We start from the raw sequence: 23155 nt of genomic DNA, 5'->3' as shown, positions 1-23155 counted from the left end.
CATTATTGGATTGGTTGCACTATTAATTCCTTATCTTGATCACGAAGTACTCCGGGAACTCCACCACGTTGGAGCCGTGCTCCCTGGCCAGCTCCAGCAATTTATTCCTTATGACCACCAAGCTGCTGTTGAAGAGGGGGGTGGATACCCAACCCCTATCGCTTTGTATGCCGATTATAATCAATTCATTACACGCCTTGAGCGCCTCCCCCACCTCAGCCGTCACAGTGGCTGGATTATTGAATGCCGCGTGCGCGATAAATTCGTCGAAGGCCCGCTGCCTGAAAGGCAACCGGGAGCCGGCGGCTATCACCACCTCACTGCCCACGACCTCGAATTCCCTCAAGTATTTAGTGACCGCTAAGTCGTAATCGCCCGTTATGTACACCGCCGGCGCGATCAGCGGAAGCCACGCCTCCCCCATGACAGCCACCCTGCCCTTTAATTCCCTTATCAAGTCATCGAGCATGGAATGAAGCGGGCAGATCCGCGTTAAATAGCTTTACCTCGGGGGGTCCGCGTCGATCATATTGACCTTCACGTTTTATAAATGCCTATATCTTGGCAACATAATAATTATTGTATTATATTACGGTGAATGTAATATTTAAATAATTAGAGCCGGGATTATTGACATGAATAATAATAAAGTATTCGGGCTACTGCTGCTGGTGGGCTCCCTTGGATTCATCTTCGCGATGAACGTGGCTGAGTTCCTCTTCCCCGGCTACAGCGTCTCCAATAACTACATAAGCGATCTCGGCGCCATGTGCAGGGCCGGCTCATGCAGGATAATCCAACCATCCTCCACGATATTCAACACATCAATAATTCTGCTCGGGATCGCGATAATAGCGGCATCCATCATAATGGCAATGCCCAGGGAGGGGCCCAAGCTGTTCCCATCACTATTCGCCATATCGGGCGTGGGCGCGATCATGGTGGGGTTATTCCCGGAATACACGGGGAGCCTCCACTCAATCTCCGCCCTAATAGTGTTCCTATTCGGGGGACTCGCCGCCATAGCATCATACAAGCTACAGGGCAGCCCCATGAACATAATCTCCATAATACTGGGCTTGCTCACGCTATCCTCGCTTGCCCTCTACGTGACCGGCCATTACCTAGGCCTGGGGCCCGGGGGAATGGAGCGAATGATAGTATACCCCGCGCTGCTGTGGGGAGCGGCGTTTGGGGCATATATGGTGGGGAGAGCCGATTCCTAGCATTGAAGTGCGTGTCCAATAATTGGTAACGCAGTAAGGATAAAATTAAAAACCACCAATTAACGACAACCCAAGCCGGGGTGGCCGAGCGGCCCAAGGCGCGGGACTCGAGACCCTTGGGCAAGTCATCCCGTCCCCGAAAGGGGGCCCGGGTTCAAATCCCGGCCCCGGCGCCAATCATTAATCCCCCTAATTCGAGTCAAAGCAGTAGGGCGCGGAGACAAGGTAGAACCGATAAACACGCTTCGCCGCCAGTAAACTGCCCCGTCCTTGCGGGCGTGGCTTTGAGTGTTTCCGGCGGCCTTCGCGGCGCGCCTTCACTCCCCCTTCAGGGCGTTTACGAGCCCCCGACCCGCGCCTCCCCTTAAGGCACGGGCTATCCTCGTGGGCAACATGCCCAGGGAGGAAACATCCCCCTACCCACTTCACACCCACTCTAATTTATACCTACCGCCCTCACGGACGGGGTCTCAGGCGAGAGCGAGAACGATGAGTGGGGGATTCCGCTTAATTATGGGTGTTCTCATTTTATTATTCTTAGTGAGTCATTAAGTTTGAAATGCGTGGAATCCCTTAAATTCAACCTCAATCCCCATGCCCTTCTTCAACGCCTTCTCGTACACCAGCTTTCCCACGACTAAATCCTCCACGGCGATCCCCATGGACTTGAAGATGGTTACGGCGTCATCGCTTGGCCTCCCCTTAACCCTGCCCAGAACCACTTCGGATAGCCCCACCACCCTGGACCAATCTATGCCAGCCATTATTAAGTCCCCGGCCTCAAGCTTCGCCTGCTCTACATCATCCACCGCTATGACTGCGGCCCTCTCGACTGCGCTGGGCATCAATTCAGCCCTATTCGGCCAATTACTCCCAACCGCATTCACGTGGATCCCACTGGCCAGCCGCTTCCCATCTATGAATGGATCCTTGGAGTTCGTGGCCGTCACCAACACGTCCGCGTCGCATGCCTCTCCGTAATCATCGACTATCTTTGCATCGAAGCCCCTCGAGCCCACGAATCTGGCGAAGTCCTCCGCGTGCTTCCTGGACCTGCTCATTACCTTAACTAACCTCAATTTCATTACCCTAGACAAGGCCTCGAACTGCGTCCTGGCCTGCCCGCCCGTGCCGACGAGGCCCAGGACCTCCGCGTTTGTTCTAGCCATGTGCCTGGCGGCCACCGCCGACGCAGCGCCAGTCCTCACCCTGCCCAGCCAATCCGCCTCTATAACTGCTAGGGGCTCCCCCTCTTCTAAACCAAACAATAAAACAACGAACCTAGTCCCTCGCTTGGTGCTGAGGTACGCCTTGAGCCCGGCCACGCCGTAATTGCCGAGCACGGAGCCCTGGAGCACGTGAAGCACGGCATTGGGCATAATGGTTCGCCTCCTCGGGGTGTTCACCGCCTGCCCGAGACCCATTAGTTTGAAGCCGTCCTCCACCGCCTCTATCGCCTCATCAAAGCCCAATAGGGAGAATACCTCATCCTCCCGAATGAGGAGCATGTCCAAGCGGGGGAGGCGCCCATTAATATCGATATCCCTCAGGCGGATTTCAACGCTGGTTACCCGTCATTAATGGCGGGGATCCTGACTCCATCGCGGGTTCCTCTCACTTCAAGCGCCCCCACAGGGTCGGCATCACGCTTCAGAGTCCACCGTCATCTATAGGCCGAAAAACCGAGATAAGAAGAGCATAGGAGTGTTTAAGAGAAATGGCGAGCTAGATCAATCGCTTAGCTTCACCATACCCAGCTCCTCCAGCGTGGTTATATACCTATTTATCATTTCCTGGCTGACTCCGGGGTACTCGTTAGCCACCATGTTGGTTATGGAGCCCACATCATCGGCATACTCCATGGTTATGGGTATTAGGGATAGGAATAGCGATCTATTCGCGCCCTCATTTAGCACATCCATTATCCAAGTATTTGCCAATACCTGCTGGTCCATTATGGGGCCCCGGAAGAGCTTCTTCACGCGACCGCCCCCCGTGCTGGCAATCGATCGCGGGACCCCGTCTATTCGCCGCCTGGCGTTCTTCAGCTCTATGTAATTACCCACCAATTCGCTGTCGCGTTCCCCGTACTCCCTCACGCTCTTAGCGACGGCGGAGGCTATTCCAGTGAGCATCTCCAAGCTAACCTTATCCAACGTGTCTTGATTCGTGTGGTAAAACCTATCCGGCCATTGATTCAACATCACGGTTGGCACCCTGAACGCCAACAGCACGTCGTGATCGCTGCCAGCCTCGTAGTTGGCCATGTCCATTCTTATCCCCCACACCTTGCTGGAGCCGCCGAACGTGTCGACCGTGAACACGGACCTAAGCGATCGATATATGAAGGCCTCGAGCGGCGTCATAGTGAAGTGAGGCGGATTTACCTGTATCAAGGTGGAGCCCGTCACGCTCTGGTTCTCCCCCACCATGTCTAGATTGACGAAGGATTCCTGAGCCAACTTGCCTCCCCTATCCAGCATGTATGCAAAGGAGCCCCAGTACTCCGGCACGAATAGGTGAAACGCGCGGGCCTGCTTAGCAACCAATATGTTGGCCACCGTGCCGCTTAGATTATCATTATACATCTCATAGGGATGGCAATAATGGCTTATCACGCCCACCTTAGCCTCGTCATCGCCGGCAATTATCACGGGCATCTTCGCATTCGGCCTGAAGTGGCTTTGAACCACCATTGAGACCACGTTGCCGGCCAACTCATCGACCAACTCCCTTGGAATCGACATGACGGGAATGCCCCTCTCTTCCTCCTTTAGGAATAGGCCCATGTAGGGAAACGCATCGCCCGGCGCGTTCTCCCTATAAAGTAGGAGACCCGCCGCGCCGGATCCAACTGCATTTCTATAAACAACGTATGGATTCCCCCTCGCCATCACTATCTTCCCCTCCACATCCATCATGGACCCCTCGCCATCACCAACATGCACGGCAACGCCACGGGCCTCACCGGACGGACTGTGAGCCACCACCAGGAGGGGAGTATCGTCAGTGGTTATCTTGCGGCCGCCCCACTCCAGCTCCCCATACTCTAAGTCCCAACCAATGGGGGCCTTAAACTTATCATACTCCCTGTTATAATAATAATGGATTATCTCGCTTGGAATTCCCAACTCATCCAATCTATCCTTTATCAGCTCGGCGGCATCCTCCAAGCCACTGCTTCCCTGTATCCTATGATACTTGGCCAGCTCCACCAACAACCTGAGCGCCAAGTCCCTCCCGTTCACGCGTAAAGGGGTAACGGCATCAGCATATAAATCAGACCACCCATCAAGCCGCACAAAACCTTCAAATATTTAACGCAAAGAAGCCCCGTAACTGACCTCCTCCCCGCCCTAAAGGGCGAGGGCTCCCCGAGGTCTCAGGGGTTACGCCCCTTTAATGGGCGCTACTCGTCTCCCTCCCTCGGTATTGCTGGGGTGAGTCGGCCCCAGCCCCCCATTCTCTAGAGTTAACCAAGGGAGGGACGAATAAGGGCGTGGATGCCAGCCTAAAAACCTAGCCCCGCCTTAAAAGGCGAAGTTCGCCCTCGCCTTTATCACTAAACAATTTAAAGACTAGGTGATTTCCTCATGAAGTAACCAATGATCATAATTATCAACTCTCAATTCTTTTGTAGATTCTGCTTTTGTATTCAGGGGAGCTACGAACTGGTATGAACATACTCTCAATTCTTTTGTAGATTCTGCGCTTGATCGAATAACGACGTGATATCGTCATCAGTCAACCTCTCAATTCTTTTGTAGATTCTGCCTTGCCCAGTCCGGGAGCCAGCCTCGTCGCCACTATCGACTCTCAATTCTTTTGTAGATTCTGCAAACCACGAACCAAATAAACAACGCCTACACCTACTTAGACTCTCAATTCTTTTGTAGATTCTGCGTATGGGAGCCTATCAACCAACTCGCCGCGATCATTAACCTCTCAATTCTTTTGTAGATTCTGCGTTTGACAAGACTCGTCCAAGCACGGACGTGGTACTACTCTCTCAATTCTTTTGTAGATTCTGCATATCCATGTCATAAACCGTGTTGAAGTGGCCGAGGTAGTCTCTCAATTCTTTTGTAGATTCTGCGTTGGTTTTACAGTCCAACCCCAGCATCGCTATGAAGGACTCTCTCAATTCTTTTGTAGATTCTGCTTCAACAAATAAGTGTGAGACGTTATGGGAAATAATACTCTCAATTCTTTTGTAGATTCTGCCTGGGTATGCCGATCCAGCGACTTGGGGACTTGAGTGGGTCTCTCAATTCTTTTGTAGATTCTGCCCAGGGCTTATTCATCGCGTTCTTCTACCCTCTGTACTACGCTCTCAATTCTTTTGTAGATTCTGCCTGAAAGACAAAAGAATATGGGAAAAATATTGAATACAACTCTCAATTCTTTTGTAGATTCTGCGACAATTATAGTGTCGTCGAAATCACGTTCTGGGTTTCTTACTCTCAATTCTTTTGTAGATTCTGCAGTCGCTCAAGTCAACGCTGAAATCGACGGGCAAGCCCTCTCTCAATTCTTTTGTAGATTCTGCAATACCAAGGTATTAATTTTAAGACAATCAGTTATGCAGCTCTCAATTCTTTTGTAGATTCTGCGGCGCCGAGGAAACGAAGGCGCTGGTTGTCGCTATTGCAAACTCTCAATTCTTTTATAGATTCTGCCGCCAATAAAGCCCGGTCTACCAATGATCATGGTCAGTAGCTCTCAATTCTTTTGTAGATTCTGCTTGCGAAACGCTTTTTGGACTGACTTAAGGGCGGAGTGCCGCTCTCAATTCTTTTGTAGATTCTGCATGTTCATGGCTGGAAAATAGGCAATTACTTGTGCTCTCATAACTCTCAATTCTTTTGTAGATTCTGCGGTGGCGTATATCCCCACCTGCTCGTCTAGTGAGTCACCCACTCTCAATTCTTTTGTAGATTCTGCGCTAGTAGTGGCTCCGTGTCGATGAAAAACATTCATGGGTCTCTCAATTCTTTTGTAGATTCTGCTTGAGTCCTGATGTTCTTGATTACGTGATGACTAAAATGCTCTCAATTCTTTTGTAGATTCTGCGGACGGGGTTAAAGACGGCTTACACGATTCAGCCGCTCTAATCCTCTCTCAATTCTTTTGTAGATTCTGCGCGCCGCAAGGCCTGCAACTGGGGCACCGAGGGGAAAAACTCTCAATTCTTTTGTAGATTCTGCACAATGAAGGGCTTCCGTCGCACGAACGAGATCGTGAGACTCTCAATTCTTTTGTAGATTCTGCGGTGAGAATTTTTCATGCCTGGTGGGGAAATTCACCACTCTCAATTCTTTTGTAGATTCTGCAGAAGAATGGCGAAGGAGATCAGGCTGCTGGGGTACACTCTCAATTCTTTTGTAGATTCTGCCGACTTCCACGCCTTGAAACTCTACGGCGTGGATTTCTCTCAATTCTTTTGTAGATTCTGCAGCGGCGACACCCACAATCCATTTAAGGTCATCATAGAGCCTCTCAATTCTTTTGTAGATTCTGCGTTAAGAACTCAGAAACAGAAAGTGGAGGTGGTGCAATAACTCTCAATTCTTTTGTAGATTCTGCCATTGACGTGCGAGAGAATGGTGGACATCCACTTAAACTCTCAATTCTTTTGTAGATTCTGCGCCAGGTACGTCACCGCCGCGTCGCTCATGTCGAGCGGCGCTCTCAATTCTTTTGTAGATTCTGCGGGGGCGGCGTGGATGAGGCGCCCGACTACGTCCACTTACTCTCTCAATTCTTTTGTAGATTCTGCTCTGCTCTTTTGAATACGTCTACACCAAGTTCTTACACCTCTCAATTCTTTTGTAGATTCTGCTTGAACTGGGGGATAATTTATTTCTTGCCAAGATCTACTACTCTCAATTCTTTTGTAGATTCTGCATGGTAAGGTGTGGTGTTTTGCCTATAAGCCACGAGTTTGGTCTCTCAATTCTTTTGTAGATTCTGCCGCGGGGACCCAACGAGGCTGCTCAACTTGATTAATGAGGCTCTCAATTCTTTTGTAGATTCTGCGGAGTTTAGGTACGCGCCGGTTGATGAGCCTGTGTGGAGCTCTCAATTCTTTTGTAGATTCTGCTTGTCATGCCGAACGCGTTGATGAAGTTGGTCTCGATCTCTCAATTCTTTTGTAGATTCTGCATATTTAATCCAGTGAGGAATGACTAGCCCTGTACTCTCTCTCAATTCTTTTGTAGATTCTGCCTGAAAGGAAAAACGTGTGGGGAAAAAATATCATTAAAGACTCTCAATTCTTTTGTAGATTCTGCTGACGGCTAGGAGGTATAATACTCGACTCGACGCCGCCACTCTCAATTCTTTTGTAGATTCTGCGTTAGGAAGCTCAGTGAACGCAACGGTGAGGTCGTGGTTGACTCTCAATTCTTTTGTAGATTCTGCGGTCTAAAGTGTTTGTTTCCTCCTTCGCCAACTGCCTGATCTCTCAATTCTTTTGTAGATTCTGCAAGATTTTTTGGCAGGGAAATGCCCGTGCGGATTCCCCTCTCAATTCTTTTGTAGATTCTGCTTGAGAAGAGTAGGGAAACGCGTCCTAATCGCCACATCTAACTCTCAATTCTTTTGTAGATTCTGCAGGGAGGCAAGGGAGTTGCTAGCTATAATGCGGGTAAATCCCTCTCAATTCTTTTGTAGATTCTGCTGGAGGCGGCTAGGCTTGTGGAGGATGGGGTTAGGGCTAGCTCTCAATTCTTTTGTAGATTCTGCGGGCCGCGCGATAAGCATACGACCCGGCCACGCCATTCACTCTCAATTCTTTTGTAGATTCTGCTATGTTCCGCGGCAAAGCCGTCCATGAATGGATCCAAAGACTCTCAATTCTTTTGTAGATTCTGCCAACCATCCCACCGCTGGGGAAAATAAAGGCGAAGTGCAACTCTCAATTCTTTTGTAGATTCTGCTGCGGTGGGAGAGAGCGGCTAGCCCTAAGGGCATTACCTCTCAATTCTTTTGTAGATTCTGCAGTTATCAATTCGCGATATGGAGGAGAATAAAGAGGTTAACTCTCAATTCTTTTGTAGATTCTGCTAACGCAACGGCTGGGACATGGAGTACCCAGCCGCTTGTTCTCTCAATTCTTTTGTAGATTCTGCTTATCCTTATAGAGCGTTTCCACCGTCAAGGGCGAGGATACTCTCAATTCTTTTGTAGATTCTGCTTGACCAACAGAATGAGAATTATAGAAACAAATGAACCCTCTCAATTCTTTTGTAGATTCTGCTGGAAATAATGGTGGAGTTTATGAAGGAAAAAGAAGTAATCTCTCAATTCTTTTGTAGATTCTGCTTCCGTTCGAAAATAGAATTATTAGCATGGCAGACTACTCTCAATTCTTTTGTAGATTCTGCTTCTTATTGACGGGCTGCGTCGCCACCAATCCATCCGTCTCTCAATTCTTTTGTAGATTCTGCTCTTGGGAATGAGCGGGAGCGGGAAGACCACGCTGACTCTCAATTCTTTTGTAGATTCTGCCTGCCCCCACTGCATCCATCTATGAATGCAGTGAAGACTTCTCTCAATTCTTTTGTAGATTCTGCCTGATGACGACCCGACTAACCTCGGGTCGTTTAAGCTCCTCTCAATTCTTTTGTAGATTCTGCTGTAAGTTTTTATTTGGGTGGTCTTTTTTAAGTTTTTTGTTTGTTTCTGTTTCTTGTGGTTTTTGTTTTTCTGCCTTGGAAAACCGCTCTGGGGGCGTGGAGCAACGTGCTTTTTTCAAGGAGCGGCTCAAGGCGCCGGGCCCAGCCTCATTAAAAACTGAAAATAAGGGAGAGCCGATTTTCAAGGAAAAAAGCAAGACACTCAGTAAGACAGCCTGAATCTAGTTGTGAGATTGCTGAATGTAAGCGGCTTCGCAGCATTGTCTAGGACTTGGTTCTTACTGAGGGGGATCGGCCTCATGGGCTTGCTTAGGACCCATGGCGGTAAAATTTTTTTACTCAAGTAATCCGCGTTACGGCATGAGGTTGCTGGAATATAAAGGTAAGGATTTATTGTATAAGTATGGCGTTGAGAAGCCGAGAGGCATGGTAATAAGTTCTCCGGATCAGATTGGACAAGGGCTCAAATATCCGGTCTTCGTTAAGGCGCAGGTCCCCTTCGCTGGCAGGGCTAAGATGGGGCTCGTCAAGAAGGCCAATAACGCTGATGAGGCGAGGGCCATAGCTAAGGAGTACTTGGGCAAGGTGATCCAGGACTTCCCCATAAAAAAGGTTTTGTTGGAGGAGGGGTCCCCCATAAAGAAGGAGTACTACATATCTATGACCGTGGATAGGACGAATGAGAGGTACCTAATACTGGCGTCGCCGGAGGGTGGGATAGACATAGAGGAGGTGGCCAAGGAGCACCCGGAGAAGATATTCAGGGGCGGGTTCCATCCATTCGCCGGCCTGCGGGATTACTTGGTTAACGAGTTGATCAAGTTCATGGGGATCCAGGGAGCCCAGGCGAAGGAGTTCGCCAAGGTAGTGTATGCTATGTATCAAGTAATGATGGATTACGATGCCGAGCTCGTGGAGATAAACCCGCTTGCCTTGACTGAGGATGGAAAGTTCATCGCGATAGACGTGAAAATAATGGTCGATGATAATGCCTTGTTCAGGCACGGCGATATAAACGTGGAGGAGGAGGGAGACTTGACCAGGGAAGAGCTTGAGGCGAGGGCGGCCGGCTTCCATTATGTGGAGCTGCCTGGCGACATAGGTATCATAGGCAATGGAGCTGGCTTGACCATGGCAACAATGGATTTGGTGAAGGAGTACGGCGGGGAGCCCGCGGATTTCCTGGACATAGGCGGAGGCGCCAGCAGGGATATAGTGAAGTCGGCCTTGACGCTGCTCCTGAAGGACGCCAGGATAAAGGCGGTGTTGATCAACATATTCGGCGGCATAACCAGGGGAGATGAGGTGGCGTATGGGGTGACGGAGGCCATAAGGGAGGTGGGCGTCTCCAAGCCCATATTCATAAGGCTTAAGGGAACCAACGAGGAGGAGGGTAGGAAGATACTGGCCCCGCTAAACATTAAAATATACGACACGGCCGAGGAGGCGGTGCAGGACTTGATGAAGGCTATAAGGGGTGACGGCAAATGATACTCGTCAACTCCAACACCAAGGTAATAGTGCAGGGAATAACCGGCAGCGAGGGCTCCAGGCACGCGCAGTACATGCTTCAATACGGAACTAAGGTGGTTGGGGGAGTCACGCCGGGCAAGGGAGGACAATCCGTCGCTGGGGTGCCCGTCTTCGACTCCGTGGAGGAGGCGGTGGCCAAGACAGGGGCCAATACCTCCATAGTGTTCGTCCCGGCCAAGTTCGCCGCCGACGCGGTGTTCGAGGCCATAGACGCAGGCGTGGGCTTGGTCGTGGTAATAACCGAGCACATCCCCATACACGATGCGTTGAAATTCGTCAATTACGCCAAGTACAGGGGAACAACCATAGTTGGCCCCAACTGCCCAGGCGTCATAAGCCCCACCATTAGTAAGGTCGGGATACTGCCCAACAGCATATACAATAGGAAGGGACCCATAGGCATAATATCCAGGAGCGGCACCTTGACGTACGAGCTATCCTTCCTGTTATCGCAGGCCGGCTTCGGGCAGAGCACGGTGGTGGGAGTGGGGGGAGACCCCGTGACGGGCATAGACACTGTGGAGACGGCCATGATGTTCGAGAAGGACGACGAGACAAAGCTCATAGTTGCCGTGGGGGAGATCGGGGGCGACGCAGAGGAGAGACTGGCCAAGGCTATACTGGAGGGCAAGATAACTAAGCCCGTGGTGGGCTTCATAGCTGGACGAACGGCTCCCCCCGGAAAGAGGATGGGGCACGCCGGGGCAATAGTATCCATGGGGATGGGCACATACGCCGGCAAGGTCGAGGCTCTCAGGGGAGCCGGGGTGCCCGTCGCCAAGACGCCGCTCGAAGTCGTCAAGCTGGTTAGGGAGCGGTTCTAATCACTAGCGAAACTAACCGCTTTACCATCTCGACCGCCTCGCGGCTGTCTCTCTTCCCTTATGTCTAGAAAACCATCGCTGAGAAGCTTGGCTAGCTTATCCTTCATCCAATTGCTGAGCAGCTCCACGTACGCCTCGGCCGGCGTCCTTGACGTTATAGTTACGTTGAATTTATCCTCAAGGGACCTCAATGCATTAGTGCATTGAGTTATGAAGGGACACCTGACGCAGTTTATGGTGGGCTCCTTCCCCGTCACCACTATGAAGCCCGTCTTGTAATCCACGAACGCGCCCATGTTGTTTATCATCCTGATGGAGAGGCTCCCATCCTCACCACTCACTCTATAAGCCAGGTAAACGCTGGCCGCCAATCCATACTCGCCGTTCCTATCCATTACCCAGCCCGACCCCAGCAGCTCGGATAGGTGGTGAAACAGCGTGGAGCGGGGTACCTTGAGCTTTTGAATCATGTCCACAGGCCTCGTCACGCCGAAGTTTATCAATCTCAATATGTTTATCCTAACCGGGTGGAGCGCCTTGAGAAACGCCGCCTCGCTCATCATCCTAACCCCATCATTCCCCACCCACTTCACCACGGGTATCCTTATCACCTCCGCATTGCTGACGACATCCATGAAATCCCCAATTAATCAGGTAGGGCCAGTACTTAAAGAATAAACCGCCGCCTCCACGCAATGACCTTAGCCGGGCCACAACGCGTTACTCGCTGCATTGAGCCGCGTACCTGGGCCCCTCCCACACGGTGAGGGAGAGCCTGCCATCGCTCCGCCCAATCCCGCCCCTGACCTCCTCCAGCAACTGCCTGCAAATAACCTCGGCAGTGGCGTACCTACCCCTCACCGGCTTAATCTCCACCTTGAACGGAGCCCTTATCTCTATTCGGCCAACGTCTCCCTCCGGCACCAGCAACTTATAATTCCACCGCCTCGCCACGCCTTGAACCACTGAGTTAATCGCCTCGAAATCCATCAAGTAATCCCCGCCGCCCAGCTCCGCCTCGTACTCCACGTCTATCTTATACGTATGCCCATGCAGATAATTATACTCATCGCTGAAGCCTGTATAATGAGCGGCCTCGAAGTACACATCCATAACCCTAACCTTCACCGCGAAACCACCCCAGCGGCCCAACGCGGTCCCTCACCGCGGGCAGCGACCCCATTCCACGCCAATCCCAGCGACCCCCCGCCTCCTAAATCCTGCCTTAACGCTAACGTGAGAACCGCCATTTACCCTTAAAAACCGGCGCCTCTTAAAAACATGCGCCCACGTGAACCGAGATGCGCAATCAATGATGACCTTGGGAGAGCCATGTTGATTGTCAACTATATCATTCATAGAATCTGGCAGAAGTTGCCCACGGTGATGACTCATAAAATAGCTTAAAAACTCGGATTGGCTTTGGGCTCGCATGGATGTCGGCATTTTCCTGGCTGCGCTGGGCATAAGCTTATTGGAGCTGTCGGAGGCGGGGGCCGTGACGGCCATATACCAGGCAACGTATAAGGGCTTGAGGCCCATAGCTTACTCCATAATAGGCGTCGCCCTGGTGTTAATACCTACCTTCACAGTGGGGAAGTACATAGTGCTGCTTCCACTAAGGTACGTGCTGGCGGTGTCCGCCGCAATACTTTTCTATTTCGGTTATAGACTGCTTAGGAGCAGTCGGAGGTACTTCAAAGGGATCCGAAGGCATGGGGAGGAGGAGAAGGAGGGGGTCGGAGTGGTGCTGGCGGTGTCCGCCACGGAGGCACTGGAGGCGGCGCTCGTCATAATAGCGCTCATACCCAAGAGCTACTCATCGGCATTGCTGGGAACCTTGATAGCGGCGGGGGCCGTGGTTCTATTAACCATAGCCTTGAAGGACCAAATAGCCAGGATAAGGCTTCCCCACTTGAAATTCGTCCTATCATCGCTGCTGTTCAGCCTGGGAACCATGTGGGGGGTGGAGATATTCACGGACGTCGACGAGCTGTTCCTGCTTGCTTTCTTCGCGGCGTGGCTTGGCATAAACTACGCGATTGTGAAGATGTGAATCCACTACTTCTCTACCGCATGGCAGGGCCCCGAGCCATTGAGTATCTAGCTCAATAAACCATCTTCTTCAAGCGAGGCGCGAGAATCATTCCTGGAGGACCTAAATTATTATGGATACTTGCCTATCCTTGTTCTGCCGCTCTATCATCCATCCCGGGTATTGGGGCCTCGGCTTTGTCAACTCGTTCAACTCATCCAATTGCTTCGACGTTAGGTTGACGTTAATGGCCCCCAAGTTCTCCTCCAGCTGCTCCATTGTCCTAGCCCCCACTATCACTATCAATTTCTTGGAGAGCAGCCAAGCAATAGCCACTTGGGCAGGCGTTGCTCCCTGCTCCTTCGCTATCTCCCTCAGCTTATCCACCACTCGCTTAGCCAGCCCTGGATCGAATGGAGGAAAGAAAAAGCCCCTGTTACCCATCCTAGTGCCCGGCTGCGGCTTCTCGTAGTCCGTGTACTTGCCGGTGAGTATGCCGCCGTGAAGCGGGCTCCAGACCAGCAACGTCATGCCGCTGTGCTCCATATACGGCAGTACCTCGTGCTCTATATCCCTGTTCAATAGGGAGTAATTCATCTGAGCCGTCTCATACCTGGCGTACCCCCTCTCCTGGCTGATGGTTTGTAGCACGGCCATTTGCCAAGCCGCGAAGTTGGACACGCCGGGGTAATTGACTAACCCCTCATCCACCAACCTCTGCATTGCCTGAGCCGCCTCCTCTATGGGAGTTAAGGAGTCCCATCCATGGAATTGATAAAAGTCGATCCAAGTAGTTCCAAGCCGCTCCAGGCTCTTCTTGACGGCCACGTTAATGTGGTGTCTCGACAGGCCGGTCTCGTTGACTCCGGGCCCCGTTCTTCCCCTGACCTTCGTGGCTATCAACACCTGCTCCCTATACTCACCCAAAGCCCGGCCCAGCAGGACCTCGGACCTCCCCTCGTCATAGACATCCGCCGTATCGAAGAAGTTTATGCCGGCATCTATGGATCGCTTCACCATCTTGTTGGCCAGTTCTTGATCGACGCCGCCCAGCTTCCAGACGTTTTTCTCGCCGAACGTCATTGCCCCAAGGGCCAGGACGGAGCCGAGAACCCCCGTCATCCCTATCCTTAAATATCTCATTCCATCCATGAAACTTAATAAATTAACTATTTAAAAACGTGGCGACGAAAATCGGATATAGGGATACCCACGATAAACTCGAATCCATGCATTGACCGACGACTCGTTCTGAAAAAATATCGATTTCGAAATGTTTTTATTCAGGCACGCATCGGCGGCTTTCCATGGATGGGAAGGAGGCCATCAGGACCTTGCTCATACTCGCGTTGATGCTGGTCCTCATAAATTACGTGGAGACGATGGTGGTGCCGGCCCTGCCCAAGATACAGGATGACTTCTCGACCACCGCCACCACGGTGGGCTGGGTCACTTCCGCCTACTTAATAGTTGGCGCGGTGGCCTCCCCACTCTTCGGAAAATTGGCCGACGTTTACGGGAAGAAGAGGATGTACGTGATGGCCGTCGCGTTCTACATAGTGGCCGTGGGCTTGGCAGGCTTCTCCCCATCCATCGGGTTCCTAATAGGGGCAAGGGCCATCCAGGGACTGGGATACGCGGTGTTCCCCATAGCGATCGCTATAATAACTGATATATTCCCGCGGGAACGAATAGCGTTCGCCCAGGGAATACTCAGCGGTACCCTAGCCATAGGGCCCGCGCTGGGGCTCCTGATAGGCTCCTACATAGTTCAGGACCTCGGGTGGCAATACGCCTTCCACACGGCCTTCATATTATCCTTGATAGTGTTCTTCATATCGCTCAAGTACTTGAAGGAGACCGACATTAAGAGTCGGGAGAGCGTTGATTACGTGGGCGCCGCGTTGCTGGGCGGGGGAGTGGCCTCGGTGCTCGTCTATATGACGCAGGGACCCAACTCCGGCTGGGCCAGCGCTCCGCAGCTCGCGCTTCTCTTGCTCGGATTATCGCTTGTCACCGCATTCGTGTTTGTGGAGAGGAGGAAGGCGGAGCCCCTCATAAAACTAGATCTATTCAGGATAAGGAATGTAATGGTGTCCAACCTGGCCGGGCTCATCTCCGGGATAGGCATGTTCCTCATATTCATAGCGATAACGTATTACGCGCAGCTGCCCGCCCCGTACGGACTTGGACTCTCAATAATACAGACGGGCTTATTGATGAGCCCCGTCGCGTTGACCATGGCATTGGTGGGCCCATTCGTCGGCAGGATAGTGGCCAAGAGCGGGCCGAAGCCCGTCTTGATGGCTGGTTCCTTGATTGGGGCATTGGGATTCTACTTAATGATGGTTAACAGGGGATCCTCGCTGGCATTGGTGGAGGATACCGTCGTGGCATCGCTGGGGCTGATATTCATCATTGTTCCCTTGGTCAACATGGTTGCTGTATCAGTGCCTGAGGACGCGCACGGCATTGGGATCGGCATGAACACGTTGATAAGGACCCTCGGCAGCTCCACCGGGCCAGTCATATCCACTGTGATAATGGATTCGTACGAGACCGTCTACTTCACGCTATTCAATGGCAACATCATCCCCATAGCGGTGCTGCCCTCCTCCACGGCGTTCAACTACATATTCATGACGGGCATGATAATGATGGGACTGACGTTCTTGGTGGCCTTGTGGACCAAGAACTACAAGGTATCTGCCCTAGCCGGAGCCGGAGAGGCTGAGACCGTTACGGCCAGCAGCGCTGCCTAGGCCCGGCATCAGCGCTTTGTACCGTCATCACTCATCAGCAGTGGTCTTAGTCATCAACTTCCTTGTTTCCCCTCCAGGAAGTCCTTTAGGGATTCCTCTATGGAGGGGGTCTCCCCGCCATGCGCCGTGAACCGCCTCCTCACGCCTATTAATAACGGTATTTTGACCGATAGCCCCGTCACCAACGCCTCATCCGAGTTCAATACGCGGAGCTGGCCGACCTCCTCCCTGGACACGTACTCGCTTATCAACTCTACGTACTTCAAGTCGAGAGGGTTTATTATCCTCTTGAATATTTGAGTCATGCATTGACTCAATGCGTCCGGATCCACCCTGGAGGGCCTCTGGGAGACCAGGCACATGCCTATCCCGAACTTGCGCCCCTCCCTAGCTATCCTCAATATGGGTTGCTTGCTCATGGCTGAGCCCTTGCTGGGCACGAAGTTGTGGGCCTCCTCTATCAAGAGGAAGGTGGGCGGTATTGACCTCCTCTTGGCCAGAGAGAACACCTCATCCAGGACGACGGCGGTGAGGGCTTGCTGATCCATCACGTCGAGCGAGCTCAGGTCGAGCACCTTTATCCCGGGGGTGGACAGCATGCCTCGCACGTCCAGCAGCCTTATGGGCTCGCTCCCATAGTAATCCCCGTACCTGGTTATGAAGAAGGGCCTGTTCTCGAACAGCATCCTTAACTTGGTCATTAGCGAAGACGTCGCTATCTCCCCGCCGTACCCCTTCGTCGCAGCGCTCTTCCCCGTCTCCACTATCTCCTTGATGAGGTCATCTATGGGGGTGAGGGGTGGTTCCTCATAGACCGAGTTGTACACCCACCCCTCCTCCAGTATTCGCCTCTGGGCATCGGTTAATCCGTAGTAGTAATTAAGTAACCTGACCAAAATGCCCAGCGGCATCGATCGTGGGTTCATGCCCACCCTAACGTACCGCCTGGGGCGGCCGAACCTCTTCGCGTAATGCCTATCCATGGAGGATACATCTACCTTACCTGGAATGTATATGGACACGAGGGACGACACCCTCTCCCCGGCCTCCGCCTCCTCCTTGGATGCGCGGTCCTGCTCCGCCTGGTACTGCATGGCTGAGTACTCCCCGTGAGGATCTATCACTAATATCGGGAGACCCACCTTCAACGTCAATTCCTCCAGTATCACCCCTGCTAGCCACGACTTGCCGGCGCCCGTGGATGCCAGTATTGCGCAGTGATGGGTGACCAACTTATCCGGATCTAGCCTAGCATGGACCCGGGACCCCTTTATCACCCCCACGTCAAGCGATGAATCGCCGCCCGCGCCCAGCAATGCCTCTATCAATTTATCGTCAGCGTCGTACACGAGGCTGTAGGGCTTTATGGGCCTATCTATGTGCAGCAAGCCATTGCCCCCGAACTTGCCTATTATGGATAGGGAGGCCGTGGTGGACGTCGATATGTACTCCAAGTCGAAGCCGTACTTCCTCAACTCATCCATTCTCTCCTTGCTGTCCAGCTGGGCTATCATGCGCTCATCGGATAGGTAATTCCTCCTATCTATTGAAATGACGCGAGACAGCACGGGGTAAGCATCGTCTATCACGACGAATTTGCCCATCCAGATGCCGTCCTCCGCATCGCTGAATACCCTCATCTTGGCCCCCCTAACTCCATCCACCTCGTAGATAACGCCTAGGTAATTCACCGATGATGTCGAGGGATCTCCCGTATTAACGATAACGGATAAATCCAGCCGCTGATTCAACGGCTTGAGAGGAGACGTAAGGCTTATAGGTATGGTGAATTGATTCAACGAATGAGCTACACGGAGAAGGCTCGGGATTTATTCCTAAACACGGGCACGCGCTTTCCTTCACGGATAATCTGGAGCATGGGCGTCATAAAGTACTCCTGCGCCAAGGTCAACATGGAGTTGAACTTACTGGATAAGGACGTGGCGAGCGCTATAATGGATGCATCTATGGAGGTCATCAACGGCAAGCACGACGGCGAAGTGGTGCTGGACGTGTTCCAGACAGGGTCTGGGACTGGGCTTAACATGAACATAAACGAAGTGATAGCTAAGAGGGCAAGCGAGTTAAGCGGTAGGCGCGTTCATCCTAATGATCACGTGAACATGGGCCAGTCATCCAACGACGTAGTTCCAACAGCAATAAGGATAGCCGCCGTCGCCGAATACATGAATAGATTGGAGCCCGCCTTGAGGCGACTCATATCATCGATCCACGAGGCATCCGAGAAGTACTCGGGAGTGGTTAAGGCCGGCAGAACCCACCTCCGCGACGCGCTGCCAGTCACGCTGGGGCAGGAGTTGTCTGCGTACGAGGACGCATTCCAGCACAGCCTGGCGTCAATACATGGCGCGTTGAACTACGTGAGGGAGCTACCGATAGGGGGGACAGCGGTGGGGACAGGCGTGAACTCGCATCCGGACTTCGCTGGATTGGTCATCAAGGAGATATCCAGCCTCGCGGGGATTGACTTCAAGGCAGCGAATAGGTTCAGGGCAATGCGGTTACTGACGGATCTAGTGGAGCTTAGCAACGCCGTGAAGGTGATCAGCATTCAGCTATACAGGCTGGGGCAGGACGTAAGGCTGATGTTTTCTGGACCCTTCACCGCAATCAACGAGATAGACATACCCACCCAGGCGGAGGTGGCGGGCAGCAGCATAATGCCGGGCAAGACTAACCCGGTGACCGTGGAGGCGTCCCTGCTGGCCGCGGCCCAGTCCATTGGCTTGGCGGAGGCCGTGTCGATTGCATCCATGCTGGGGGAGTTCGAGCTGGCAATGGGAGTCCCATTGATGGGATACGACGTGTTACTGCAAATCGACTTAATGGCTGAGGCGTTGGATAAATTCGCGCGGCTGGTGATAGAGGGAATGCGGCCGAACATTGACGTGATGAGGAGGTATGCCGAGACCAGCCCTGCATTAGTCACATTGATATCGCCGATGGTAGGGTACGACAAGGCATCCGAAATAGGCAAAATGATCGTCAAGGGAAAAACCATCAGGGAGGCGCTCAGGGAGGTTGGGTTGAGCGAGGCCGAGATAGATGAGGTTTTAAACGTCGAGAAGTTGACGAGGCCCGGAATCATTAAGAAGCGAGACCCCAACTAAATTGAAACTGAACTGGATGGCGTGCTGCATAAAATAACTCCAACTCCTCGCTATCGCTCGTGCTCCGCTGCATTGCTTGCCATAGGTGAAAATAATATTTAGTGGTTAAGTAATGCGGCTTGCATGTCTGTAACCGAAGAGGAATTGATAAATTACGTGCTGGGCGTGGCGTCCCAGATGAAGCCGGATGAATTGAAGACGACGGTGCAGGAAGCAACTTCATGCATACTCTGCGCGCTGTACGGCGTGTCATCCAATGTAACCCACGAAACGAAGCCCGTTAACGGGGTGGCGGACCTCATACGCGCCCTCAATGATCCCTACGTCAGGAAGGGGCTTGGACTAGTGATAAACCTGCTGCGAAGTCTCGGCAAATGCCTAGATACGGCGGAGAAGATTAGAAATGCATCTAACGGCGCATGCCCTGTGGATACTCCATGCTTCGTATTGGCGTACCTCGATAAAGACCATGGAAACGACGGTGGAAAAACTTAAAATAAACATATTTTGTAAAAATATCCATGGCCAAGAAAATTCTGGTCCTAGGCGGCGGCGTCGGGGGCGTGGTCGCCGCCAAGAAGCTGGCCGAGAGGTTGAGGGGCAGGGCTGACTTCGAAATAACCATAATAAACGACACCGATTACTACCTGCTTCCGCCGCTCCTGGTCAACATAGCGTTGGGCGATTTAGACCCAGCCCAAGCTCAGTTGCCATTATCCATGCTGGCGAAGAGGGGGGTGAGGTACGTCAAGGCAAACATAACCAAGGTTGACCCGGAGAACAGGACTGTGGAGACGGACAAGGGGAAGTTCACGTATGATTACCTGATAGCTAGCCTGGGCATTGAGAATGACTTCAAGACATACAATCTAGGAGTGGGGTACCACAACTTCTCCCTGGACGGCGCGCTCAAGTTAAGGGAGGCGCTTAGAAGCTTCAGCGGCGGCAACGTCGTGGTCTTCACGCCCGAACCCATATATAGATGCGGCGTCTACCCCTTCGAGATAGTGGGCCAACTCGATACTGTTTTCAGGAAGAGAGGCATCCGCGATAAGGTCAACATAACCTTGATCCACCCATTCGAGAAGCCAATACAGCCCCTTGGGCCGGAGGCCGCCAAGATAACCATGGAGGTGTTCAAACAGAAGGGCATAAACTACGTGGGTAATGCTAGGCCTGTGGAGGTGGATGACAAGAACAAAACGGTCGTCATCACCAGCGATAAGGTGAAGTATGACTTATTGATAGTGGTTCCCCCCGCCAGGCTGCCGAAGCCATTCGAGGGGACGTCGTTGGTGGTCGATACCCCGATGGGCAAGTGGACGGCCGCTAACGTATACACGGGCAGGAGTCCCAAGTTCGATGACGTCTACCTGCCGGGAGAACACTCAATGCCTACAATAGGATTGCCGACCGCCGGCGTCCCAGTTCATTTCACGGCGCTGGCCAGCGCGGGAGCCATAGCGGGCGAAATACTGGGGCAACCAATAGACCCAGCCCAGATAAACGCGATGACGTGCGCAATGGATTATGGAGAGCTGGGTTTGATGTTCAACTGTGATATAAAGCTGGACATGAACAATAACAAGGCGAATTGGATGGGCAGTTGCTACAGCATATTGACCTCCCCGCTGGGTAAGCTTATAAAGGATGTATTCTACAAAACTTGGCTAAAGACCACGATGTAGGTGATGATGATGGCAGAGACAACCCAAACCCAGAACATGGATGAGAAACTGCTAGAGATGATAACCATGCTGTCGGAGAACATGGATGAGGTCAAGGGACTGCTGGATCAAGTGATAGAGCTGAAGCGCAGCGGGGCCCTTGACTCCTTAATGCTTATAATAAACAAGTTCGAGGAGATAATACAGTACCTATTCCAAGAACCAGCGCTATTCAGGTTATTGGCTTTATTACTGGATGGATCCATCCAGACAATGAATAAGCTGGATGCCCAGGACGTGATAAAGCTGAAGGAGACGATGCAATCCCTGGGCGGGTGCATGGGCAAGAACCTAAACATGGAGACCATATCCAACGCAAAGCCGGTGAACGGCGTCTTCGGTTTGATGAGCGCCTTGAACGACCCAGACATAAAGAAGGGGCTGGGAGTAGCGATGCAGCTCCTCAAGATAATGGGCAGCTGCACATCAAAGAAACAGTGACCCCCTATACGGGGGATCCCATTTTTTCCCTATAAACATTGTCGAATCTCGTGCTGAATATAAAGAGCGGGTTCCTGTCCATGTTGCTCTTCAACTCCCTCATCGCTATCGAGTAGAGGATCCTCAATATTATGGAGTCCGCCGACTCCATTCTATCCGGGACGACGTTCACCTTGAACTGCTTCGCTGTCCTCATGGCCCAATCAGAGCAGTACTGATGCTCAGGGCACTCACTCTCGCAAAGCGGCATCCTGGCCGTCGGGGTCCTCAATATGAACTTGCCCTTCCTGGAATCAATGAATGCCCCATAATTGCTCAGCATCTTTATAACGGTGTTATCGTTATCGTACTCTATGGAGTACCCCAAGTAAACCAAGGCTGTGGGTATGTAGTATATCCTGTTCGCCTCCCTGGTCAGGTTGAGTCTCTTTGCCTCCGCCGCGCTTAATTGCCTTATCCATCCCAACTCCTCCAGCGATTTTATGTGCCTGTGCACCGCGCCCTTCAAGAGACGAAGCTTAGCCGACGCCTCGGTGACCGTGGCCGGCCCATTCGCCAATATACCCATCAATTCATACTTCAGGGGGGCCTCTATTAATTCATCGAAAGCCGACTTCGGCAGCAGCGCTATTGTCTGGACAGGTAGGTGATTGCCTCCCACAACTCCCTCCAATACCCTTATTGTCATTCCCGGTCTCTACTATCTCCTGCACATGGCTACTACAAATATAAATCCTACTCCTGTATTCATCTGGGACACAAGTCCAAATGAATGAGACAATCAACGTGAGGAGAACCTTAGTTCGAGTGGGGACTGAGTACCCAATGGTGGGTACCCTGGCCTTCGGCGTAGTGGATAGGGGAACAAACGTGGTGGAGGTCAGGCCCACGTCCATCTGCGCCCTATCATGTATTTTCTGCTCCGTTAACGCGGGCCCCAAATCTCGGGCCAGGGCTGCGGAGTACATAGTGGATCCAGACGCGTTAGTGAATGCAGTGGAGGAGGTGGCCTCATATAAGGGAACACGCGTTGAGGCCCATATAGATGGAATGGGGGATCCCGGCAATTATCCCTACCTAGTGGATCTGGTCCAGGAAATAAGGGAGGTGGTGGACGTGATATCAATGCAGACCAGGCTATACATGCTCAGCGAGTCCAAGATAAAGGAACTGGAGGAGGCTGGATTAACCAGGATAAACCTGAGCATGGACGCTCTGCTCCCACCCCTGGCGCAAGCTGTCTGGAACCAACTTCTACGACGTGAACTCAGTGCTCAGGAAGCTGGGTTTCATACTCAACAACACGAAGCTTCAAGTCATAATCTCCCCCGTGCTTCTGCCAGGCTTGAATGAGGGTGAGATGGAGAAAATGGGGCGATTAGTTATGGCGTTGAAGATGGGAGACAGGATAAAGTATCCCCTCCTAATACAGAAATACTTGAGGCACAAGCGGGGACGGAATCCCATAGATGAGGAGGATTGGGATTCTTTCTGGAACCACTTAAGGAAACTCTCGCTTGAAGTGGGGCTGGACCTAATACCGACAGGGGAGTCCATGTCCATAGCTCCGGCGAAGGAATTGCCGAAACCCTACGACGTGGGCGACGTGGTGGAGGTCAGAATGCTCTCGCCCGGCATATTCAACGGGGAGTGCCTGGCCGTTCCGCTGCGGAGGACGGGGTCCAACATATACGATAGGGTGATAACAATAGTGGGCCGCCCTTGCATTCCAAACAAGAGAACCAGGACTAGAATAATAAGGAACAAGGACAACATATTCATAGGCGTGTAGGCCTATTACCCAAGCAATGCCGCGCGCCGATTCCCGCGGGCCCA

20 protein-coding genes, 1 tRNA gene and 1 CRISPR repeat array are annotated in these 23155 nt (G+C 52.2%); of the genes, 12 read left to right on the top strand and 9 right to left on the bottom strand.

Translation table 11 applies throughout. From position 1 onward, the window contains the following. Positions 1-22: 22 nt before the first annotated feature. Positions 23-469, bottom strand: coding sequence for a hypothetical protein (locus tag ACZ5ZS_RS07125; RefSeq protein WP_188596885.1), 447 nt, complete (start codon positions 467-469; stop codon positions 23-25). Between the two features lie 166 nt (positions 470-635). Here ACZ5ZS_RS07125 and ACZ5ZS_RS07120 point away from each other — a divergent pair, with 166 nt between their 5' ends. Together ACZ5ZS_RS07120 and ACZ5ZS_RS07115 are read left to right on the top strand one after the other, a co-directional pair. After that, positions 636-1226: a DUF998 domain-containing protein gene (locus tag ACZ5ZS_RS07120; RefSeq protein WP_188596884.1), complete on the top strand. Its 591-nt coding sequence runs from the start codon at positions 636-638 to the stop codon at positions 1224-1226. Between the two features lie 74 nt (positions 1227-1300). Next, a tRNA-Ser gene (locus ACZ5ZS_RS07115) sits at positions 1301-1402 on the top strand. A gap of 372 nt (positions 1403-1774) precedes the next feature. Here ACZ5ZS_RS07115 and ACZ5ZS_RS07110 read toward each other — a convergent pair. After that, entirely contained in the window at positions 1775-2734 is a 960-nt protein-coding gene (locus ACZ5ZS_RS07110) for an ornithine cyclodeaminase family protein (protein WP_188596883.1), read from the bottom strand. Positions 2735-2956: 222 nt separating this feature from the next. After that, entirely contained in the window at positions 2957-4474 is a 1518-nt protein-coding gene (locus ACZ5ZS_RS07105; RefSeq protein WP_188596882.1) for a M28 family peptidase, read from the bottom strand. Between the two features lie 374 nt (positions 4475-4848). Further along, positions 4849-8866: a CRISPR direct-repeat array (repeat unit 25 nt; unit sequence CTCTCAATTCTTTTGTAGATTCTGC). 360 nt (positions 8867-9226) lie between these two features. Here ACZ5ZS_RS07105 and sucC point away from each other — a divergent pair. Both sucC and sucD read left to right on the top strand, forming a co-directional pair. Next, a complete protein-coding gene (sucC, locus tag ACZ5ZS_RS07100) occupies positions 9227-10357 on the top strand; it encodes an ADP-forming succinate--CoA ligase subunit beta (RefSeq protein ID WP_188596881.1) in 1131 nt (376 codons plus the stop codon). Beyond that, entirely contained in the window at positions 10354-11223 is an 870-nt protein-coding gene (gene sucD, locus ACZ5ZS_RS07095) for a succinate--CoA ligase subunit alpha (protein WP_188596880.1), read from the top strand. The genes sucC and sucD overlap by 4 nt, the downstream gene beginning before the upstream one ends. Here the strand turns inward: sucD and ACZ5ZS_RS07090 are convergent. From ACZ5ZS_RS07090 to ACZ5ZS_RS07080, 3 genes are all read right to left on the bottom strand, one after another. Next, positions 11220-11858: an ArsR/SmtB family transcription factor gene (locus tag ACZ5ZS_RS07090; protein ID WP_188596879.1), complete on the bottom strand. Its 639-nt coding sequence runs from the start codon at positions 11856-11858 to the stop codon at positions 11220-11222. The genes sucD and ACZ5ZS_RS07090 overlap by 4 nt on opposite strands. Before the next feature lie 85 nt (positions 11859-11943). After that, positions 11944-12351, bottom strand: coding sequence for a 6-pyruvoyl trahydropterin synthase family protein (locus tag ACZ5ZS_RS07085; protein WP_188596878.1), 408 nt, complete (start codon positions 12349-12351; stop codon positions 11944-11946). Further along, positions 12348-12473, bottom strand: coding sequence for a hypothetical protein (locus ACZ5ZS_RS07080; RefSeq protein WP_268237986.1), 126 nt, complete (start codon positions 12471-12473; stop codon positions 12348-12350). Before ACZ5ZS_RS07080 ends, ACZ5ZS_RS07085 begins: the two co-directional genes overlap by 4 nt. A gap of 182 nt (positions 12474-12655) precedes the next feature. On the opposite strand from ACZ5ZS_RS07080, the gene ACZ5ZS_RS07075 reads away from it, so the two are divergent. Continuing rightward, complete coding sequence (locus ACZ5ZS_RS07075; protein WP_188596877.1) at positions 12656-13279, top strand: hypothetical protein; 624 nt, start codon at positions 12656-12658, stop codon at positions 13277-13279. A 102-nt stretch (positions 13280-13381) separates the two neighbouring features. Here ACZ5ZS_RS07075 and ACZ5ZS_RS07070 read toward each other — a convergent pair whose 3' ends face one another. Then, a complete protein-coding gene (locus tag ACZ5ZS_RS07070) occupies positions 13382-14410 on the bottom strand; it encodes an aldo/keto reductase (protein WP_229657739.1) in 1029 nt (342 codons plus the stop codon). 155 nt (positions 14411-14565) lie between these two features. Between ACZ5ZS_RS07070 and ACZ5ZS_RS07065 the strand changes: the two genes are divergently transcribed. Beyond that, on the top strand, positions 14566-16020 hold the full coding sequence (locus ACZ5ZS_RS07065; RefSeq protein ID WP_464858178.1) for an MFS transporter: 1455 nt from the start codon (positions 14566-14568) through the stop codon (positions 16018-16020). A 53-nt stretch (positions 16021-16073) separates the two neighbouring features. Here ACZ5ZS_RS07065 and ACZ5ZS_RS07060 read toward each other — a convergent pair whose 3' ends face one another. Beyond that, positions 16074-17711, bottom strand: coding sequence for an ATP-binding protein (locus ACZ5ZS_RS07060; protein WP_229657738.1), 1638 nt, complete (start codon positions 17709-17711; stop codon positions 16074-16076). Positions 17712-17822: 111 nt separating this feature from the next. Here ACZ5ZS_RS07060 and ACZ5ZS_RS07055 point away from each other — a divergent pair, with 111 nt between their 5' ends. The 4 genes from ACZ5ZS_RS07055 (at position 17823) to ACZ5ZS_RS07040 (ending at position 21319) form a co-directional block, all read left to right on the top strand. Further along, on the top strand, positions 17823-19151 hold the full coding sequence (locus tag ACZ5ZS_RS07055; protein WP_188596875.1) for a class II fumarate hydratase: 1329 nt from the start codon (positions 17823-17825) through the stop codon (positions 19149-19151). A gap of 123 nt (positions 19152-19274) precedes the next feature. Beyond that, positions 19275-19646 (top strand): DUF1641 domain-containing protein, encoded by a 372-nt coding sequence (locus ACZ5ZS_RS07050; protein ID WP_188596874.1) that lies wholly within the window; start codon positions 19275-19277, stop codon positions 19644-19646. A gap of 26 nt (positions 19647-19672) precedes the next feature. Next, on the top strand, positions 19673-20839 hold the full coding sequence (locus tag ACZ5ZS_RS07045; protein ID WP_188596873.1) for an NAD(P)/FAD-dependent oxidoreductase: 1167 nt from the start codon (positions 19673-19675) through the stop codon (positions 20837-20839). Between the two features lie 9 nt (positions 20840-20848). Continuing rightward, positions 20849-21319 carry a helical membrane plugin domain-containing protein gene (locus ACZ5ZS_RS07040; protein WP_188596872.1) on the top strand — a complete coding sequence of 157 codons (471 nt, stop codon included), beginning with the start codon at positions 20849-20851 and terminating at the stop codon, positions 21317-21319. A 4-nt stretch (positions 21320-21323) separates the two neighbouring features. Here ACZ5ZS_RS07040 and ACZ5ZS_RS07035 read toward each other — a convergent pair whose 3' ends face one another. Continuing rightward, on the bottom strand, positions 21324-22007 hold the full coding sequence (locus ACZ5ZS_RS07035) for a MarR family transcriptional regulator (RefSeq protein ID WP_188596871.1): 684 nt from the start codon (positions 22005-22007) through the stop codon (positions 21324-21326). Between the two features lie 98 nt (positions 22008-22105). Between ACZ5ZS_RS07035 and ACZ5ZS_RS07030 the strand changes: the two genes are divergently transcribed. Both ACZ5ZS_RS07030 and ACZ5ZS_RS07025 read left to right on the top strand, forming a co-directional pair. Next, positions 22106-22672 (top strand): radical SAM protein, encoded by a 567-nt coding sequence (locus ACZ5ZS_RS07030; protein ID WP_464858174.1) that lies wholly within the window; start codon positions 22106-22108, stop codon positions 22670-22672. Then, on the top strand, positions 22590-23111 hold the full coding sequence (locus ACZ5ZS_RS07025) for a hypothetical protein (protein ID WP_464858619.1): 522 nt from the start codon (positions 22590-22592) through the stop codon (positions 23109-23111). Before ACZ5ZS_RS07030 ends, ACZ5ZS_RS07025 begins: the two co-directional genes overlap by 83 nt. The last annotated feature ends 44 nt before the right edge of the window (positions 23112-23155 follow it).

It is taken from the genome of Thermocladium modestius (assembly GCF_055398215.1).
Note: the sequence above shows the minus strand (reverse complement) of the source record. Positions and strands in the feature narration are given on the sequence as shown.

Excerpts from the sequence above, each read along its gene's own strand:
- ACZ5ZS_RS07080 (WP_268237986.1), bottom strand. The coding sequence starts at position 12,473 with ATGGCGGTTCTCACGTTAGCGTTAAGGCAGGATTTAGGAGGCGGGGGG.
- sucD (WP_188596880.1), top strand. The coding sequence starts at position 10,354 with ATGATACTCGTCAACTCCAACACCAAGGTAATAGTGCAGGGAATAACC.
- ACZ5ZS_RS07075 (WP_188596877.1), top strand. The coding sequence starts at position 12,656 with ATGGATGTCGGCATTTTCCTGGCTGCGCTGGGCATAAGCTTATTGGAG.
- ACZ5ZS_RS07045 (WP_188596873.1), top strand. The coding sequence starts at position 19,673 with ATGGCCAAGAAAATTCTGGTCCTAGGCGGCGGCGTCGGGGGCGTGGTC.
- ACZ5ZS_RS07090 (WP_188596879.1), bottom strand. The coding sequence starts at position 11,858 with ATGGATGTCGTCAGCAATGCGGAGGTGATAAGGATACCCGTGGTGAAG.
- ACZ5ZS_RS07040 (WP_188596872.1), top strand. The coding sequence starts at position 20,849 with ATGGCAGAGACAACCCAAACCCAGAACATGGATGAGAAACTGCTAGAG.
- ACZ5ZS_RS07120 (WP_188596884.1), top strand. The coding sequence starts at position 636 with ATGAATAATAATAAAGTATTCGGGCTACTGCTGCTGGTGGGCTCCCTT.
- ACZ5ZS_RS07110 (WP_188596883.1), bottom strand. The coding sequence starts at position 2,734 with ATGCTCCTCATTCGGGAGGATGAGGTATTCTCCCTATTGGGCTTTGAT.
- ACZ5ZS_RS07055 (WP_188596875.1), top strand. The coding sequence starts at position 17,823 with ATGAGCTACACGGAGAAGGCTCGGGATTTATTCCTAAACACGGGCACG.
- ACZ5ZS_RS07050 (WP_188596874.1), top strand. The coding sequence starts at position 19,275 with ATGTCTGTAACCGAAGAGGAATTGATAAATTACGTGCTGGGCGTGGCG.
- ACZ5ZS_RS07065 (WP_464858178.1), top strand. The coding sequence starts at position 14,566 with ATGGATGGGAAGGAGGCCATCAGGACCTTGCTCATACTCGCGTTGATG.
- ACZ5ZS_RS07070 (WP_229657739.1), bottom strand. The coding sequence starts at position 14,410 with ATGGATGGAATGAGATATTTAAGGATAGGGATGACGGGGGTTCTCGGC.
- ACZ5ZS_RS07125 (WP_188596885.1), bottom strand. The coding sequence starts at position 469 with ATGCTCGATGACTTGATAAGGGAATTAAAGGGCAGGGTGGCTGTCATG.
- ACZ5ZS_RS07035 (WP_188596871.1), bottom strand. The coding sequence starts at position 22,007 with ATGACAATAAGGGTATTGGAGGGAGTTGTGGGAGGCAATCACCTACCT.
- sucC (WP_188596881.1), top strand. The coding sequence starts at position 9,227 with ATGAGGTTGCTGGAATATAAAGGTAAGGATTTATTGTATAAGTATGGC.